Genomic DNA, 17,585 nt, shown 5'->3' on the forward strand with positions numbered 1-17,585 from the left:
TTTTTGCTTGGCGACCATAGAGAGTTGGAACCACCTGATCCCTTGCCGAACTCAGAAGTGAAACGACTCATCGCCGATGGTAGTGTGGGGCTTCCCCATGTGAGAGTAGGTCATCGCCAAGCGCTTAACGACGAAAGCCCTAGCAGTAATGCTGGGGCTTTTTTTATGCGTGGAACTTATTTGAAGTCGCTGCCATGTATAGACGATTGATAACATCGTCAAACGCTATATACTGCGCTGGCATTAACGACTTATTCGCCATATGTGACCGCAGGAAAACCTTTAGGTACCAGGCCCAGGGAGCGGCCCCTCGGCATACCCTAAAAGGTACGTGAGCGCTTAACAACGAAGCCCTAGAACAATACTGGTTTTTTTGCATGGGAGTTTATGTCTGTAGCAAAAGTTAATAAAAGTATGTTCAGGCTGAAGTAGCTCATAGTAATTTGGAATCATTGTATCGCGTGGTAAATAGGAAGGAGAGGCGATTGGATGCCTGACAGGATGGTATTTAGATGGAGATGTAACATTACCCTAGATGGTAGGGAGCCGACGGCTAGAAATTAAGATGGTTTGGTTGCTGACTGTTTCTGACCGCTAGACGTTATTTCAAGTAATAAAAAAGACCTCTGATGAGGCCTTTTTAGTAGAGTCATACTTTATTAAGACTTAGGCTTACGCTTTTTAGCTTTGGGCTTGCCCTTATCCTTTGACTTAGAGCTAGCTTTTCCTGAGCCCCCTTCTTGCTTACCAATCGGTGCTAGTTGCATGGGTTTACCGGCAACTCGGGCTTTAGCAAGAATTGATTGAACTTCTTTCGGCATACCCGCTGGAAGGTCGACCGTGGTGAATTCGTCAAACAAGTCGATACGACCGATGTATTCACTGTCTATGTCGGCTTCGTTAGCGATAGCACCAACGATACTGCCAACTTTTACGTCATGATTACGTCCAAGCTCGATACGATAACGTTCCATTTCCACATCGGGATGATCGGCTAATGGTTGCGCTTGTGCAGAGAAAGTATTTTCACGACGAGGGCGTTCTTTACGGTCGCGTTTGTTCTTGCGACGAGAATCTCGATCATCATCCCAATCGCGACTATCACGCTCGCGCCGTTCTTTTCGAGGCTTCTCTTTAAGTAATAGTTCGTCACCAGCTGCCATTTTAGCCAATGCAGCTGCTAGCTGTGGCCAATCCTGATCATTATTTTCCACATACTTGTTGATGATGTCCAAGTAAAAGTCTAGGTCACTTGTTGCTAGCGTATCGCTAATCTTTTGTACAAAGCGATCAACACGTTGCTCGTTGATATCGGCAACTGTCGGCAAATGCATTTCTTCGATCGGTTGATTAGTGGCGCGCTCGATTGCTTTCAGCATACGCTTTTCACGATGCGCGACAAATAAAATAGCATTACCTTCACGCCCTGCACGACCTGTTCTGCCGATACGGTGGACGTAGGATTCAGTGTCATAAGGAATGTCGTAGTTAATAACGTGACTGATACGCTCAACGTCCAAACCACGGGCGGCAACGTCTGTTGCTAATAATACGTCAATTTTGCCACTTTTCAGCTTATCAACAATTTTTTCACGAGTGTTTTGCTGAATGTCACCATTTAATGCATCAGCTCTAAAACCACGAGCATTTAATTTTTCAGCAAGCTCCATGGTCGCACTTTTGGTGCGGACGAAGATAATCATGCCGTCGAATTCTTCGGTTTCAAGAATTCGCGTCAGTGCATCCAATTTGTGTAAACCACTGACAAACCAGTAGCGTTGGCTGATGGTTTTAGCGGTTGAGGTTTTGGTCTCAATCTTTATGTGCTCAGGATCGTTCAAGTATTTTTGAGCAACTTTTTTGATTTGATTCGGCATGGTTGCAGAGAAAAGCGCAATCTGTCTCTGATCTGGGGTGTGTCCAAGGATCCACTCAACATCATCAATAAAGCCCATCCGAAGCATTTCGTCAGCTTCGTCTAAAACCAATGCTTTAAGGTTGTTGAGTTTTAGAGTACCACGGCGAATATGATCCATGACTCGGCCTGGTGTTCCGACTACCACCTGCGCGCCACGCTTCAACTGCTTTAGCTGAGTATCATAGCGTTGGCCGCCATAAATAGGCAAAATCGTGAAGCGTTCCATGTGCTTAGCATAAGTTTGGCACGCCTCGGCCACCTGCAAAGCAAGCTCACGAGTCGGAGCTAGCACCAAGACCTGTGTTGTTTTGTCGTCAGTATCTATTTGAGAAAGCAAAGGCAATGCAAAAGCAGCCGTTTTACCGGTACCCGTTTGGGCTTGGCCTATAATGTCGCGTCCGGTCAACAAAACAGGAATACTGGCTTGTTGGATCGGAGATGGTTGTTCGTAGCCTACTTCTTGAATAGCTTTCAATACAGCAGGGGCGAGTTCCAGCTCAGAGAAGCTGGTCGGAATATGTTTAGATGTCATCAGAAATACCTTAATAATGCATGATGAGCAGAATGCTCAACGAAGCGTCGGTCAACTGATAAAACCCAACTAAAACCACAACTCGTTGCACAGAATATAAGAAAGGAAGTGCGTGCGACCATTGCTTCGATTGGCGGCGATTATACAGGTAAATGCAGAAAAGCGTTAGTTTTATTAATAAGTTTTGTTAGGCAAGGCTAGGCTTTACGGGAAAATAATAAGAAAGAAAAGGCAGGGGCTAGCCTGCCTTTAAGCGTTACTGCTTGTAAACTTTGCCGTCTTTCATCACGAAAGTGACGTCTTGAAGTAGGGTAATATTATCAACTGGATTACCATCAACGGCGATAATATCAGCAAGGTTGCCTTTTTTGATCACGCCTATCGTATTGTTTTTTAACAAATTAGCCGTGGTTACTGTGGCGCTTTGAATCGCTTCCATCGCTGGCATACCAGCTTCTACCATATATTGGAATTCTTTTGCGTTATCGCCATGAGCAGACACACCGCTATCGGTTCCAAACGCTATTTTGACGCCATAATCATAAGCTTTAGCAAATGTTTGCTGAATTTTAGGGCCTACAGCGCGAGCTTTGGGACGGACAATCTCAGGAAAGAAACCATCAATCTCAGCTTTTTCGGCGACAAACTTACCGGCAATAATAGTCGGTACATAATAAGTACCTTTCTTTTTCATCGCCTTCATCACTTTGTCTGACATGTAAGTACCATGTTCGATACTGGTGATACCGGCGTTAACGGCCCTAAGCATACCTTCTTCACCATGAGCGTGCGCGGCAACATGCATGTTGTAATCATTAGCGGTTTCTACTACTGAGCGAAGCTCTTCTTCGGTGAACTGGGGGTTTTGTCCACTTTTAGCCAGGCTAAGTACGCCGCCGGTTGCTGTGATCTTAATAAAGTCAGCACCGTCTTTGTAACGTTGACGAACCGCTTTGCGAGCCCCTTCAACGCTGTTAACGACGCCTTCTTTAGGACCCGGATCACCCATTAAATCTGCATTGGTGCCATTGGTCGGATCGGCATGGCCACCTGTTGTGGCAAGAGACTTTCCGGCAGAGTAAATCCGTGGGCCATTAACAATGCCCTGATTAATCGCATTGCGCAAAGAAATCGTCACATTGTAGGAGTCGCCAGGGTTTCTAACGGTGGTAAAGCCTGCCATTAGAGTCTTCATACCAAAGTCTTGAGCTCTAAAGGCCAAGTCCGCCGGATTTAAGGTAAAGCCGTCAATGTAGGACTTTGGATTCATTTCACCGTCTAAGTGAACGTGCATATCCATCAAGCCAGGTAGGCATGTCTTATCACTTAAATCGATCAACTTAACGCCAGTTGGACGCTTAGTCTCAACTGCGCTTATGGTGTTACCCGTCACTTCAATAAAGCGCTGGTTGAGCATCTCGCCTTCCGCGGTATCGATCACATTACCGCAATGCAGCCAGGTGCTCGTCGTTTGGGCTGGAGCTGCGCTCAGTAAATGGGGCGCAGTGATTAAACTTAGGATTGCTACAAGCTTAAGTGATGAGGGTATGGTCATATCTACCTCGATTCATTGTTATCATAGATTGCTTAATCTAACGGTAAAGCGTGTCGGTAGCAAATCCAGAGTGATATTTTTTTAGAGGAGTCACTAGGCTAAAGCAAATAGTATTTCGAGAAGCTTCTGCTACAATGCCCAACAGTAATAATTGTTCTAGGATTTGGCCGTATGGCGCAATCATTAGCCGCGTTTAATACATTTGGTGTGGAAGCCACGTGTGACAATTTATTCCGCTTTACTTCTGAGCAAGAAATTCAGGATTGGTTAGCGGGAATGCCCATTCCCCCTAAAGAGTTCTTTGTGCTTGGCGGCGGCAGTAACCTGCTATTACTGGGGCATGTTCCGCTAACGTTTTTAAAGGCGGATATTCAAGGGGTCGATTATCAAGAGAGTGGCGATGAGGTACTAGTGACCGCAGGTGCAGGAGTGAACTGGCACGATTTGGTGCTGGATTCCATCGATAAGGGCTATGCTGGTTTGGAAAATTTATCTTTGATTCCCGGTAACGTTGGCGCCGCGCCGATACAGAATATTGGAGCTTATGGGGTTGAGCTGGAGCAGCTTTTTGTATCACTGAATGCGGTCGACTTATTCAGTGGTGAAAAGCGAGTTTTTGAGCATGAAGCGTGTGAGTTTGCTTATCGTGACAGCGTGTTTAAGCAACGCCATCGTGGGCAATACATGATTACGTCTGTTACCTTGAGGTTGAGGAAGAAACCAGAGTTAGTGCTTACTTATGGGCCGTTGTCCGCGTTAAAAGACCGTTGCGACGAGTTAACGCCGGCTGATGTCAGTAACGAAGTGATTCGGATCCGTCAAAGTAAGCTTCCTGATCCCCAAAAATTGGGTAATGCGGGTTCATTTTTTAAAAACCCCGTTATTAGTAAGAAAGCGTTTAAAAGGCTACAAACAAACTATCCTGAGGTTGTGGCTTACCCGGTGGACGATTCTCATATGAAACTTGCCGCCGGTTGGTTGATCGATCAGTGTGGACTCAAAGGTTATCGCCAAGGTGATGCTGGTGTCCATCAGCAGCAAGCATTAGTGTTGGTGAATCATGGCGATGCCAGTGGTCGTGATATTGTGCAACTGGCTGGACACGTGCGGGATACGGTACTGGCTAAATTTGAGGTTCGTTTAGAGCCAGAAGTTTGGATCATTGGTGAGCAAGATATTTTTTAAGGCAGCGTGGCGTATTTATGGCATCACAAAAAGAACAGCAACTGATTGAAATCATAAATATTTTATCAAAAGGTGGCTTTTATTCTGGGCAAGCGATTGCAGAGAAGCTGGAAGTTAGCCGAGCCTACGTTTGGAAGCTTATTCAGCAGCTGCAAGAATTTGGGCTTGGAATCGAGTCCGTGACAGGTCGCGGGTATTGTTTGGAATATCCGGTGGAGTTACTGGATGAGCAAGCTTTGAAGCAAGCTTTGCAACTGTCGAAGATGGAGCTGAGACTGATTACTGACTCAACCAATGAAGCGCTAAAAGGTGATGGTTTTGAGCATAACAAACTTGTCGTTGCTGAATATCAGTCCGCAGGACGTGGTCGCCGTGGCCGACAGTGGGTGTCGCCGCTGGCGAGTAACCTTTACTGGTCGTTGGGTTGGAAAACCCAGTTGCCGGTGCAGCAGTTGGGCGGACTCAGCCTGGTTGTTGGGTTAGCGATTGTTAGCGCACTTGAGCGTTTTGGCGTTAGTGGAGTAGAAGTTAAGTGGCCAAATGATATTCGTTTCCAAGGTCGTAAGCTGGGTGGAATATTAGTAGAGCTTTCAGGTGACATGGTGGGGGGCTTGAATGTCATTATAGGTGTAGGAATGAATGTGCACATGGCAAGCTCTGCGGCAGGAGGAATCGAGCAGGAATGGATTAATCTACAAGAGCTGAAAAAAGACATCAGCCGGCAACAGCTTTTAATCGACGTCATTGAGCAACTGCAAAGCCATTTGAAGCAGTTTGCGGAAGGAGGCTTTGAATCCTTCATTGAGCATTGGCGTGATGTTGATGAGTGCTTCAATAAAAAGATCGCCATTGTGCAAGGCGAGGAGGTGATTAATGGCGTTGGTGCTGGCGTGGATAATAATGGTGCCTTGTTGTTACAAACCGGCAAAGGCATTAAGCCGATTTATGCAGGTGAGGTGAGCTTGCGATTTCGAGAAGGAGTACATTAATGTTTCTGCTGATTGATCAGGGGAATAGCCGATGTAAGTACCTACTTACGGAAGCGCTTGGAGATATTAAAGCTGTTGATTCAGGAAGTTGGGAGAATCAAGACTTCGATACGGCTAGTTGGAAAGGTTTGCTAGCGCCTTTTCAGGCGAAAGGAATTGGTCGAGTCTTAGTCAGCAGCGTGGCTGGTCAGGCGCGTAAAGAATGGTTTGGGGCTTTATGCCATGAGGTTCTTGGTATTTGGCCTGAGTTTGCTGAGTCCGGTGAGTCCTATGTTTCTACATCATCCGTAACCTTGAGTAATTGCTATGACACGCCGCAAGCGCTGGGGGTGGATCGATGGCTGGCGATGATTGCGGTTAGTGAGCGAGTGACGAGGGAGTTTATAGTCATTGACGCCGGCACAGCGATCACGACTGACTGGGTCAATCACAAGGGACAACATCAAGGCGGGCATATTATTCCGGGTGGGCGAATGCTGCAACAGAGTTTGCTTGGTCAAACCGGCGGCATTGCCTGGAGCGCAAAGCATGATTCGACGGCCAAGGGTGAGTTGCTTGGTGAGAACACCTCGGCAGCGGTGGCACTGGGCGCTGAGACTATGATAAAAGGGTATTGCTATCAGGTGATGAAGGACGTCGTCAATGAGTCCTCGGGTAAACAACTGTCTGTATTGGTTACCGGCGGTGATGGGCCGTTTGTTACTGAGTGCTTGCAGCGGGTGGTTGAGGATATGCCGCTTGCTTGTCGGGTTGAGTATCAGCCGAATTTGGTTATTGAAGGCTTAAGCCATTGGTTTTCGTTGAATAATTAAACAATTTAGCGACAGAAGTAAAAAAAATGACCATATCCCCAAAAAAAGTTAAAAAAAGCATTGCCAAAGCTAAATCAGATCGCTAAAATTCCGCCCACTTAACGACATAGCCCAAGGCTAGTTAAATAAAGCGTCATTAAGTAACGCCGACTTAGCTCAGTAGGTAGAGCAACTGACTTGTAATCAGTAGGTCGCCAGTTCGATTCCGGCAGTCGGCACCATTATTTTAAAGGGTTGCGTAAGCAGCCCTTTTTAAATGTAAGTATCGGTTCTAATGAAGGTTCTTTATTAAGACTCATTGCTAAGATAAATACTTGCATTTTCTCCAGCAAATTGGCATTATGCGCGCTCGCTTTGAGCAACGATGATGTTCAAATCTTGGAGGGGTTCCCGAGCGGCCAAAGGGATCAGACTGTAAATCTGACGCGAAAGCTTCGGAGGTTCGAATCCTCCCCCCTCCACCAAATTATTTCATCCTGCCTCTAGCCTAAGTCACTGAAAAGTGAAGAAAATTGGCTGGATGAAAGCTTGGTTACACTATAGGTTAATCAAGCTAATATCGTTCTTGGTGCAAGTGTAAACTTACTTGAGTTTACTAGTTAGCATAATAGTAACGGTAATCAGTTGAGCGCGGGTATAGTTCAACGGTAGAACCTCAGCCTTCCAAGCTGATGATGCGGGTTCGATTCCCGCTACCCGCTCCAAATTGCCGATATAGCTCAGTAGGTAGAGCACTCCCTTGGTAAGGGAGAGGTCAGCAGTTCAAATCTGCTTATCGGCACCAGGCTTTGTCGTTCTTGCAGGCTTGATTCTTTATCAATCCAACAAGTTGGGCAAAATTTAGGGTGCGAGGGTACTAGTACGCCTGATTCTTTAGACGTACAACCCGGTGACACCCGTTTTAATATTGGAACTTAAAACGCGGAATTTCCGGGAGGCTTAAAATGGCTAAAGAAAAATTTGAACGTAATAAGCCGCACGTAAACGTTGGTACTATTGGTCACGTTGACCACGGTAAAACGACTTTAACGGCGGCGATTTGTACAGTACTAGCAGACGTATACGGCGGTGCGGCACAAGCATTTGCTGATATTGATAACGCTCCAGAAGAGCGTGAGCGTGGTATTACCATCGCGACATCACACGTTGAGTACGAAACACCAGCACGTCACTACGCCCACGTAGACTGCCCAGGCCACGCTGACTATGTTAAAAACATGATCACAGGTGCTGCACAGATGGACGGTGCGATTTTGGTATGTTCAGCAGCAGACGGCCCGATGCCACAAACACGTGAGCACATCTTGTTGTCACGTCAGGTAGGTGTCCCGAAGATTGTTGTGTTCTTGAACAAATGCGACATGGTTGATGACGAAGAGTTACTAGAATTGGTTGAAATGGAAGTTCGTGAACTTCTAGATCAGTACGAATTCCCAGGTGACGACACGCCAATCATCCGTGGTTCAGCGTTGAAAGCACTAGAAGGCGACCAAGGTGCTTTGGGTAAAGAAGCGATTGTTGCTTTAGGTGAAGCTCTAGATACTTACATTCCAGAGCCAGAGCGTGCGATTGACAAGCCATTCTTGTTACCGATTGAAGACGTATTCTCGATTTCAGGTCGTGGTACGGTAGTGACAGGCCGTGTTGAGAGCGGTGTTGTTAAAGTTGGTGAAGAGATTGAAATCGTCGGTATCAAAGATACCACGAAGACGACAGTAACGGGCGTAGAGATGTTCCGTAAGCTGCTTGACCAAGGTGAAGCAGGCGATAACGTTGGTGTACTACTACGTGGTACGAAGCGTGACGAAGTTGAGCGTGGTCAAGTATTGGCACACACAGGTACTATCACTCCTCACACACGTTTCGAAGCAGAAGTGTACGTATTGTCGAAAGATGAAGGTGGTCGTCATACGCCATTCTTCAAAGGCTACCGTCCACAGTTCTACTTCCGTACAACCGACGTAACGGGTGCTTGTGAATTACCAGAAGGCGTAGAGATGGTTATGCCTGGTGATAACATCAAGATGGACGTTACTTTGATTGCACCGATTGCGATGGACGAAGGTTTACGCTTCGCGATTCGTGAAGGTGGCCGTACAGTAGGTGCGGGCGTTGTTTCTAAGATTCACGAGTAAGCTTAGATATTAGGAGTTTTTTGTCCCGACTCTGGGATAGGCGAGCTCCGCTCGCAGGCGTTGGCAGGGTATTGCTCCCAGCTCAACCCTGCACTTCCGACATCCTTGTCGGTCGTTTCTAAAATCCACGAGTAATTTTGGATTTAGTTACATCACAAGCTGAAAAGCTATTAAAAAGGGTCGCAGATGCGACCCTTTTTTATGAAAGGCCAAGAAACGTGGTTTCTCAGTCAAACCATGAGCTTTTTACATAAAGTTTATGGCCTAACATACCGTTTTTTATACAATTTATGTTTGAAAGACTTTCTTTAGAGAAATTGCCAAGAAAGAATTGCAATTCAACAGAGACATTGTATAATTCACGGCCTTATTTTAGACAATCAGTTTAAAGGCCAGTAGTTCAATTGGTAGAGCGTCGGTCTCCAAAACCGAAAGTTGGGGGTTCGAGTCCCTCCTGGCCTGCCACTTCTTTTCGAAGGTAACTGTTTCATGGTTGAAGCAGTTAAAAGTAAGTTAAGTGGCTGTTGATAAAGGTTTATTCCATGAGTGCACAAGCAAATACAGAACCATCAAAACTTGATTCTATAAAGTGGATCGTTGCATTCGCCATCCTATTCGGTGGTATTTATGCATTTAACGTCCTGGTTGAAGAGTCAATCTTGATCCGTGCTGGTATTGTTATTGCGGCGGTTGTTATCGCTATCGCTGTAGCTATGATGACTGCTAAAGGTAAGTCTTTCTGGCAGTTCGTTAAGGGCGCTCGTACAGAATTACGTAAAGTTATTTGGCCAAAAACCAATGAAACAACCCGTATGACTATTGTGGTCATTATCATGATCATCATTTTGGGTGCGTTCTTGTGGTTGTTGGACTGGTTGATTAATAGCTTTATAATACAGCCAATCTTAGGTTAGGAGTCATCGCATGGCATTACGCTGGTACGTGGTTCAGGCCTTTTCAGGCTATGAAAACAAAGTCAAAAACTTGCTTCAGGAGCGTATTGAGCTAGCTGGTCTGCAAGAAAGCTTTGGTGAAGTGCTGGTTCCGACTGAAGAAGTCGTAGAAATGCGAGCGGGACAAAAGCGTAAAAGTGAGCGCAAGTTCTTCCCAGGCTATGTCCTCGTTGAAATGGACATGAATGAAGAAACCTGGCAGGTGGTACGCAACACACCACGTGTTATGGGCTTTATCGGCGGCACATCTGACAGACCGGCACCAATTTCTAAGAAAGAAGCTGATGCTATTCTTAACCGTCTTGAAGATGGTAATGATAAGCCGAAACCAAAAGTATTGTTTGAAGCCGGTGAAATGGTACGTGTAACAGACGGGCCTTTCGCAGACTTTAATGGCGTCGTAGAGTCAGTAAACTACGAAAAGAGCCGTTTACAGGTGTCAGTGTCTATCTTTGGACGCTCAACTCCTGTAGAATTGGAATTTAGCCAAGTCGAAAAAGGCTAGGCAACAAATTTAAACATAAAGCGATCTCTGTTTGGTTTACCCTTTGGGTGGGCTAAGTCTGGGGAGCGCTTTTTTGTCTTTGCGAAACGGGGAGCTAGTAATAGCGTTTGTACCCATATTGAGGTGAAACATGGCTAAGAAAGTCGAAGCTTATATTAAGCTACAAGTTGGTGCCGGAATGGCAAACCCAAGTCCACCAGTTGGTCCTGCTCTAGGTCAACACGGTGTGAACATCATGGAATTCTGTAAAGCGTTTAACGCTGAAACAGAGAAGGTCGAGAAAGGTCTTCCAATTCCAGTGGTCATCACAGTTTATAACGATCGTAGTTTCACGTTCGTTACTAAAACTCCTCCTGCGGCAGTATTAATCCTAAAAGCAATCGGGGTTAAGTCTGGTAGTGGTACGCCTAACACTAAGAAAGTGGGCAAGATCACTCGTGAGCAATTAGAAGAAATTGCCAAGATGAAAGAACCAGATCTAACAGCAGCCGATATGGATGCTGCGGTTCGTACAATTGCAGGCACAGCGCGCTCTATGGGCGTTGATGCGGAGGTGTAAGACGATGGCTAAGCAAAGTAAACGTATTCGCGCAATCAATGAGAAAGTTGGTGAGCGCACATTATTTTCTGCGGTAGAAGCGATTGAGTTATTGAAAGAGATTTCTAGCGTGAAATTTGATGAGAGCTTAGAAGTTGCTGTCAACCTTGGTATTGATGCTCGCAAATCTGACCAAGTAGTTCGCGGCGCTACAGTTCTTCCAAACGGTACTGGTAAAGACGTTCGCGTTGCAGTATTCACTACTAACGCTGACGCGGCAAAAGAAGCCGGCGCAGATATCGTTGGTATGGAAGACTTAGCTGAAGAAGTTAAGAAAGGCAACATGGATTTTGACGTAGTTATCGCTAGCCCAGACGCGATGCGTGTGGTTGGTCAACTTGGTCAAATCTTAGGTCCTAAAGGCCTGATGCCTAACCCGAAAGTGGGTACGGTAACTCCAGACGTTGCGACGGCTGTTAAAAATGCAAAAGCAGGTCAGGTTCAGTACCGTGCTGATAAGAACGGTATCGTTCATGCAGCTATCGGTAAAGTAAGCTTTGGCGCAGCTCAGTTAGAGGAGAACTTAACCTCTCTTCTTATGGCTCTTAAAAAAGCGAAACCAGCATCGTCTAAAGGTACTTATTTGAAGAAAATTTCTCTTTCTTCAACAATGGGTCCTGGTTTGACTGTTGATAAGTCTTCAATCTCTCTTAAAGACTAATTCTCTTACAGAGAAATATTGAAAGACTGATTAGTAAGAATTCGGTTTAATAGTTTTAATAAATTATCTAAACCAACTTTTGAGGATAAAAAGCACTCGTGTTTTATCACTCAAAAGAAAGGGCTTTGGGTTTCCTGGGTTTTAAAAGCAATTCAGGGAACCGTCAAAGACCGTAGGTACTGGCGAGTCGTCAGCTTCTAACACTTACTTTGGTAGCGATACTTTGGTAAAGAACGGAAGGACAACGATGAGTTGGTTTAATCCAGCTGACTTTATGACTATGAAGACAGTAAGCCTACGCAGACGGTGAGACCTGATGAAACTTTTATAGTGGAATCGTTCACCGTGACTCAAAGGATAAGGCTTGCCTTATCAAAACTGTAACTCAAGCCAAGCTTCGGCGAGGTTTGAAACAATCGGAGGTGAACTAGTGGCACTTGGACTAGAAGGCAAAAAGGCTATTGTTACTGAGGTAAACGAAGTAGCAAAAACTGCCCTTTCAGCCGTTATTGCTGAGTACCGCGGTTTAACAGTTGAGCAAATGACTGCGCTTCGCGTGAAAGCACGTGAAAGCAACGTTTATGTACGTGTTGTTCGTAACACGTTAGCTCGTCGCGCTGTTGAAGATACAGAGTTCGCTTGTATGCAAGATGCACTAACTGGTCCTCTAGTTTATGCATTCTCTATCGACGCACCGGGTGCGGCTGCACGTCTTTTCAAAGACTTTGCAAAAGAGAATGACTTACTGGAAGTAACTGGTTTGTCAATTGCTGGTGAAATGCACGGTCCTGAGCGTTTAGACGCTATCGCTGCACTACCAACAAGAGACGAAGCGCTTGCGTCGCTAATGAGCGTGATGATTGCACCTATCACGAAACTTGCTCGTACTTTCAACGAAGTACCAAGCAAAGTTACACGTGCAGTGGCAGCTGTTCGCGATCAGAAGCAAGAAGCAGCTTAATATTTTCACTACGAATACTGTTAGATCGTAGTTTAAATTTTTTATTTATTTTTGAAATTAAATACCCAGGAGACTGAAAATGGCTCTATCTAAAGATGATATCTTAAACGCTATTGCTGAAATGAGCGTAATGGACGTTGTTGAACTTGTTGAAGCAATGGAAGAAAAATTCGGCGTATCAGCAGCTGCAGCAGTTGCAGTAGCTGGTCCAGCAGCAGGCGGCGAAGCAGCTGCAGCTGAGCAGACTGAATTTGACGTAGTAATGAAAAGCTTCGGCGGTAACAAAGTAGCTGTAATTAAAGCTATCCGCGGCATCACTGGTCTTGGCTTGAAAGAAGCTAAAGACATGGTTGAAGGCGCTCCTGTTGCTGTTAAAGAAGGCGTTGAGAAAGACGAAGCTGAAGACGTTAAGAAGCAATTGGAAGAAGCTGGCGCAGAAGTTGAAATTAAGTAATAACCCGTTATTACTTGGTGTCAATTAGCGAAAGCAAATGATCCAAAATGGCTGGTGACATTGTCACCGGCCTTTTTGCCGTTAAAAAACGGTACGTGGCGTCAGCCACTTTTTTGTCTCAAGTGAGGCAAAACGATACGAGTTAAAGTTAGCGAGCCGAGGAACCCAAATGGCATATTCTTACACTGAGAAAAAACGAATCCGCAAGGATTTTGGTCGACGTTCAAAGATTCTCGATGTGCCTTATCTGTTGGCAATTCAATTGGATTCATACCGTGAATTCCTTGAGCCAAAAGGCGATAATGATTCAGGTTTGGACTCTGCGTTCAGATCGATTTTCCCTATCGAAAGCTATTCAGGTAATGCAGCTCTTGAGTACGTTAGTTACTCCATGGGCGAGCCAGTTTTTAACGTTAAGGAATGTCAGATTCGTGGCATTACTTACTCTGCGCCGTTGCGCGTAAAAATCCGTCTAGTTATCTACGATAAAGATTCTAAGACGAAAAAGGTTAAAGATATCCGTGAGCAAGAAGTGTTCATGGGTGAATTACCGTTAATGACTGAGAATGGTACTTTTGTCATTAATGGCACAGAACGAGTGATCGTTTCTCAGTTACACCGTAGTCCAGGTGTATTCTTCGACTCAGACCGTGGTAAAACACACAGCTCTGGTAAGCTCCTTTATCAAGCTCGTGTCATTCCTTATCGTGGTTCTTGGTTGGACTTCGAGTTCGACCCGAAAGATATGCTCTACGTGCGAATCGACCGTCGCCGTAAATTACCAGCATCTATTATCCTGCGTGCGCTAGAGTACTCGACGCAAGATATGCTGGATATGTTCTTCGAGCGCAACAACTTCTACATCACTAAAGATGGTGGCATCCAGCTTGAGCTAGTGCCGTCTCGTTTACGTGGTGAAACAGCAACGTTTGATATAAAAGCGAAGAGTAAGGTTGTGGTTGAAGAAGGGCGTCGTATTACACCACGTCATATTCAGCAGCTTGAAAAAGCAGGTACTAAGAAGCTAGACGTTCCGACCGAATATATCTACGGGCGTGCACTGGCGACCGATATTATCGATAAAGATTCTGGTGAAGTGATTGCTGAAGCTAACGCAGAAATCACTGAAGAGTTGCTAGAAGCTTTGATCGAAGCAAAAGTGACAGACCTTCCAACGTTATACACCAATGACTTGGATCATGGTCCTTACATGTCAGATACACTGCGTATCGACCCAAGTAAGTCGGCACTTGAAGCTAAAGTTGAAATCTACCGCATGATGCGTCCTGGTGAACCACCAACGCAAGAAGCGGCAGAAGGTTTGTTTGAAAATTTATTCTTTAACCAAGAACGTTACGATCTATCACGCGTTGGACGTATGAAGTTCAATCGTCGTGTCGGTCGCGATGAAATCGAAGGTGAAGGTACATTATCAAATGAAGACATCATTGATGTCATGAAAACATTAATCGATATCCGTAACGGTAATGGTACGGTTGACGATATCGATCACTTGGGTAACCGTCGTATCCGTTGTGTCGGTGAGATGGCGGAAAACCAATTCCGTGTTGGTCTTGTGCGAGTTGAGCGTGCGGTAAAAGAGCGTTTATCTCAAGCAGAAAGTGAAAACTTGATGCCACAAGATTTGATCAATGCTAAACCTGTGTCAGCGGCTGTTAAAGAGTTCTTTGGCTCCAGCCAGTTGTCGCAGTTTATGGATCAAAACAACCCATTGTCAGAAATCACGCATAAGCGTCGTGTGTCTGCGTTAGGTCCTGGTGGTTTGACACGTGAGCGTGCGGGCTTTGAGGTTCGTGACGTACACCCAACTCACTATGGTCGTGTGTGTCCGATTGAAACTCCAGAGGGTCCAAACATTGGTTTGATCAACTCTTTGGCATGTTATGCACGAACCAATGATTACGGTTTCCTTGAAACGCCGTATCGCCGTGTTAAAGATGGTAAGCCAACAGCAGACGTCGATTACTTGTCGGCGATTGATGAAGGCAAATTCATCATCGCACAGGCAAACGCCAACTTGGATAAAGACGGCAAGTTCAGCGATGAACTAGTACCTTCTCGTAACCAAGGCGAGTTCATGTTAGCGACGCCTGATCAAGTTGAGTATATGGACGTTTCGCCACAACAGATCGTATCGGTTGCGGCAAGTATGATTCCATTCCTTGAGCACGATGATGCGAACCGTGCATTGATGGGCTCGAACATGCAACGTCAGGCTGTTCCAACACTACGCGCTGAAAAGCCGTTAGTTGGTACCGGTATGGAGCGTGCAGTAGCGGTTGACTCTGGTGTCGTTGTTGCCGCTAAGCGTGGCGGTGTGGTTGATCAAGTTGATGCTAGCCGTGTGGTTATCCGCGTTCATGAAGATGAAGTGGGTGATAACGACTCTGGTGTTGATATTTACAACTTCACAAAGTACACACGTTCGAACCAGAACACCTGTATTAACCAACGTCCAATCGTGAAGCAAGGCGATATTATTGAGCGTGGCGATGTCTTGGCTGACGGCCCTTCAACTGACTTAGGTGAGTTGGCGCTTGGTCAAAACATGCGCGTCGCATTCATGCCTTGGAACGGTTACAACTTTGAGGATTCGATCCTTATTTCTGAGAATGTGGTGCAAGAAGATCGCTTCACGAGTATCCACATTCAAGAGCTAACCTGTATCTCTCGTGATACTAAGCTTGGTCCTGAAGAAATTACTTCGGATATCCCGAACGTTGGTGAAAGCGCGCTTAGCAAGCTTGACGAGTCAGGTATCGTTTACATCGGTGCTGAAGTTAAGCCGGGTGATATTCTCGTCGGTAAAGTGACGCCTAAAGGTGAAACTCAATTAACGCCGGAAGAGAAACTTCTGAGAGCAATCTTCGGTGAGAAAGCGTCTGACGTAAAAGATACGTCGCTTCGCGTTGGCACTTCGACTCACGGTACGGTAATTGACGTTCAAGTCTTTACTCGTGACGGTGTTGAGAAAGATGCTCGTGCGAAAGAGATCGAAAACAGTGAAGTTGCTCGCGCTAAGAAAGACATCAACGATGAGTTCCGTATTTTGGCGGAAAGCATCTACCAGCGCGCACGTAACTTAATCACGGGTTGTGTTGCAGAAAAAGGTCCTAATAAGCTTAAGAAAGGCAGTAAAGTGACTGTTGATTATTTAGACGAGTTAGAACCTAAGCAATACTTAGATATACAGCTGCGCGTCGAAGAAAAGCAGCAAGCGTTGGAAAACCTTGCTAACTATCTTGCCGAGCAACGCAAAGAATACGATAAGAAGTTTGATATCCAGAAAATCAAAATCACTCAAGGTGATGATTTACAACCTGGTGTTCAAAAAATCGTTAAAGTTTACTTAGCAGTTAAACGCCGTATTCAACCAGGCGACAAAATGGCGGGACGTCACGGTAACAAAGGTGTTATTTCTAACATCGTTCCTGTGGAAGACATGCCATACGATGACAAAGGTGTACCTGTTGATATCGTACTTAACCCGCTGGGCGTACCATCGCGTATGAACATTGGTCAGGTACTTGAAACACACCTTGGTTGGGCTGCGAAAGGTGTTGGTGAGAAAATCGGTGAGCTCTTAGACACTGGTAAAGCACCGAAAACCGTTAAGACATTCTTAAATAAAGTCTATAACCACCGTGACGATAAAGCGGTCGACCTATCAGAGCTTTCAGATGATGAAGTGATGAATATGGCAGGCAACTTGCGTAACGGTGTACCGATGGCTACGCCAGTATTTGATGGTGCTGCTGAGACAGATATCCACGCGATGTTTGATTTAGCTGAACTACCAAAGACAGGCCAAACTTGGTTATACGATGGTCGTACTGGTGACAAGTTCGAGCGTCCTGTAACCGTCGGTTATATGTACATGCTGAAATTGAACCACTTGGTTGACGACAAGATGCACGCCCGTTCGACAGGTTCGTACAGCCTTGTTACTCAACAGCCTCTGGGTGGTAAAGCTCAGTTTGGTGGTCAGCGTTTCGGTGAGATGGAAGTTTGGGCACTTGAAGCTTACGGTGCAGCATACACGCTACAAGAAATGCTTACGGTTAAGTCGGATGACGTTAACGGTCGTACACGTATGTACAAAAATATCGTTGATGGTAATCATCAGATGGAGCCAGGCATGCCAGAGTCGTTCAATGTATTGACCAAAGAGATTCGCTCTCTTGCAATCAACATTGAACTCGAGCATGACGAGTAGGCTTAAAGCCAAGAAAGAGACTCCATCGCTTCGGAGTGGCGCAAATAGCAACACTCCGAAGTTATTAGGATAAAGGTTTTAACTCCAGCA

The 17,585-nt window shown here is 45.5% G+C and carries 13 protein-coding genes, 5 tRNA genes and 1 rRNA gene; 17 read left to right on the forward strand and 2 right to left on the reverse strand.

Features of this window, described 5'->3' with window-relative positions; all coding sequences use genetic code 11:
* Positions 1 to 6 precede the first annotated feature (6 nt).
* Positions 7 to 122, forward strand: a 5S ribosomal RNA gene (gene rrf / locus ABD943_RS08030).
* Between the two features lie 537 nt (positions 123 to 659).
* Here the strand turns inward: rrf and ABD943_RS08035 are convergent.
* Together ABD943_RS08035 and ABD943_RS08040 are read right to left on the reverse strand one after the other, a co-directional pair.
* Positions 660 to 2,450, reverse strand: a complete 1,791-nt coding sequence (locus ABD943_RS08035; RefSeq protein WP_345292700.1) for a DEAD/DEAH box helicase — start codon at positions 2,448 to 2,450, stop codon at positions 660 to 662.
* A 256-nt stretch (positions 2,451 to 2,706) separates the two neighbouring features.
* Complete coding sequence (locus ABD943_RS08040) at positions 2,707 to 4,005, reverse strand: metal-dependent hydrolase family protein (RefSeq protein WP_345292701.1); 1,299 nt, start codon at positions 4,003 to 4,005, stop codon at positions 2,707 to 2,709.
* A 171-nt stretch (positions 4,006 to 4,176) separates the two neighbouring features.
* Here ABD943_RS08040 and murB point away from each other — a divergent pair, with 171 nt between their 5' ends.
* From murB to rpoB, 16 genes are all read left to right on the forward strand, one after another.
* Complete coding sequence (gene murB, locus ABD943_RS08045; RefSeq protein WP_345292702.1) at positions 4,177 to 5,190, forward strand: UDP-N-acetylmuramate dehydrogenase; 1,014 nt, start codon at positions 4,177 to 4,179, stop codon at positions 5,188 to 5,190.
* 17 nt (positions 5,191 to 5,207) lie between these two features.
* Positions 5,208 to 6,179: a bifunctional biotin--[acetyl-CoA-carboxylase] ligase/biotin operon repressor BirA gene (gene birA / locus ABD943_RS08050; protein ID WP_345292703.1), complete on the forward strand. Its 972-nt coding sequence runs from the start codon at positions 5,208 to 5,210 to the stop codon at positions 6,177 to 6,179.
* Positions 6,179 to 6,991: a type III pantothenate kinase gene (locus ABD943_RS08055; protein ID WP_345292704.1), complete on the forward strand. Its 813-nt coding sequence runs from the start codon at positions 6,179 to 6,181 to the stop codon at positions 6,989 to 6,991. Before birA ends, ABD943_RS08055 begins: the two co-directional genes overlap by 1 nt.
* Before the next feature lie 145 nt (positions 6,992 to 7,136).
* Positions 7,137 to 7,212: transfer RNA gene (locus ABD943_RS08060), tRNA-Thr, on the forward strand.
* Between the two features lie 159 nt (positions 7,213 to 7,371).
* Positions 7,372 to 7,455 (forward strand) — tRNA-Tyr (locus ABD943_RS08065).
* Between the two features lie 166 nt (positions 7,456 to 7,621).
* Positions 7,622 to 7,695, forward strand: a tRNA-Gly gene (locus ABD943_RS08070).
* Positions 7,696 to 7,699: 4 nt separating this feature from the next.
* A tRNA-Thr gene (locus tag ABD943_RS08075) sits at positions 7,700 to 7,775 on the forward strand.
* A gap of 160 nt (positions 7,776 to 7,935) precedes the next feature.
* The gene (gene tuf / locus ABD943_RS08080) at positions 7,936 to 9,126 is read left to right on the forward strand and encodes an elongation factor Tu (RefSeq protein ID WP_345292705.1); all 1,191 of its coding nucleotides are present in this window, start codon (positions 7,936 to 7,938) and stop codon (positions 9,124 to 9,126) included.
* Between the two features lie 389 nt (positions 9,127 to 9,515).
* Positions 9,516 to 9,591, forward strand: a tRNA-Trp gene (locus tag ABD943_RS08085).
* Positions 9,592 to 9,668: 77 nt separating this feature from the next.
* Positions 9,669 to 10,040 (forward strand): preprotein translocase subunit SecE, encoded by a 372-nt coding sequence (gene secE / locus ABD943_RS08090; RefSeq protein ID WP_345292706.1) that lies wholly within the window; start codon positions 9,669 to 9,671, stop codon positions 10,038 to 10,040.
* A 10-nt stretch (positions 10,041 to 10,050) separates the two neighbouring features.
* Positions 10,051 to 10,584, forward strand: coding sequence for a transcription termination/antitermination protein NusG (gene nusG / locus ABD943_RS08095; RefSeq protein WP_345292707.1), 534 nt, complete (start codon positions 10,051 to 10,053; stop codon positions 10,582 to 10,584).
* A gap of 130 nt (positions 10,585 to 10,714) precedes the next feature.
* Entirely contained in the window at positions 10,715 to 11,143 is a 429-nt protein-coding gene (rplK, locus tag ABD943_RS08100; protein WP_223671322.1) for a 50S ribosomal protein L11, read from the forward strand.
* A gap of 4 nt (positions 11,144 to 11,147) precedes the next feature.
* On the forward strand, positions 11,148 to 11,843 hold the full coding sequence (gene rplA / locus ABD943_RS08105) for a 50S ribosomal protein L1 (protein WP_345292708.1): 696 nt from the start codon (positions 11,148 to 11,150) through the stop codon (positions 11,841 to 11,843).
* 430 nt (positions 11,844 to 12,273) lie between these two features.
* Positions 12,274 to 12,804 carry a 50S ribosomal protein L10 gene (rplJ, locus tag ABD943_RS08110; protein WP_046562447.1) on the forward strand — a complete coding sequence of 177 codons (531 nt, stop codon included), beginning with the start codon at positions 12,274 to 12,276 and terminating at the stop codon, positions 12,802 to 12,804.
* 79 nt (positions 12,805 to 12,883) lie between these two features.
* The gene (rplL, locus tag ABD943_RS08115) at positions 12,884 to 13,258 is read left to right on the forward strand and encodes a 50S ribosomal protein L7/L12 (protein WP_046561895.1); all 375 of its coding nucleotides are present in this window, start codon (positions 12,884 to 12,886) and stop codon (positions 13,256 to 13,258) included.
* Between the two features lie 169 nt (positions 13,259 to 13,427).
* The gene (rpoB, locus tag ABD943_RS08120) at positions 13,428 to 17,495 is read left to right on the forward strand and encodes a DNA-directed RNA polymerase subunit beta (protein WP_345292709.1); all 4,068 of its coding nucleotides are present in this window, start codon (positions 13,428 to 13,430) and stop codon (positions 17,493 to 17,495) included.
* Positions 17,496 to 17,585: the final 90 nt, after the last annotated feature.

This window comes from Kangiella marina (assembly GCF_039541235.1).
Lineage (GTDB): Bacteria > Pseudomonadota > Gammaproteobacteria > Enterobacterales > Kangiellaceae > Kangiella > Kangiella marina.

Excerpts from the sequence above, each read along its gene's own strand:
- ABD943_RS08035 (WP_345292700.1), bottom strand. The coding sequence starts at position 2,450 with ATGACATCTAAACATATTCCGACCAGCTTCTCTGAGCTGGAACTCGCC.
- ABD943_RS08040 (WP_345292701.1), bottom strand. The coding sequence starts at position 4,005 with ATGACCATACCCTCATCACTTAAGCTTGTAGCAATCCTAAGTTTAATC.
- murB (WP_345292702.1), top strand. The coding sequence starts at position 4,177 with ATGGCGCAATCATTAGCCGCGTTTAATACATTTGGTGTGGAAGCCACG.
- birA (WP_345292703.1), top strand. The coding sequence starts at position 5,208 with ATGGCATCACAAAAAGAACAGCAACTGATTGAAATCATAAATATTTTA.
- ABD943_RS08055 (WP_345292704.1), top strand. The coding sequence starts at position 6,179 with ATGTTTCTGCTGATTGATCAGGGGAATAGCCGATGTAAGTACCTACTT.
- tuf (WP_345292705.1), top strand. The coding sequence starts at position 7,936 with ATGGCTAAAGAAAAATTTGAACGTAATAAGCCGCACGTAAACGTTGGT.
- secE (WP_345292706.1), top strand. The coding sequence starts at position 9,669 with ATGAGTGCACAAGCAAATACAGAACCATCAAAACTTGATTCTATAAAG.
- nusG (WP_345292707.1), top strand. The coding sequence starts at position 10,051 with ATGGCATTACGCTGGTACGTGGTTCAGGCCTTTTCAGGCTATGAAAAC.
- rplK (WP_223671322.1), top strand. The coding sequence starts at position 10,715 with ATGGCTAAGAAAGTCGAAGCTTATATTAAGCTACAAGTTGGTGCCGGA.
- rplA (WP_345292708.1), top strand. The coding sequence starts at position 11,148 with ATGGCTAAGCAAAGTAAACGTATTCGCGCAATCAATGAGAAAGTTGGT.
- rplL (WP_046561895.1), top strand. The coding sequence starts at position 12,884 with ATGGCTCTATCTAAAGATGATATCTTAAACGCTATTGCTGAAATGAGC.
- rpoB (WP_345292709.1), top strand. The coding sequence starts at position 13,428 with ATGGCATATTCTTACACTGAGAAAAAACGAATCCGCAAGGATTTTGGT.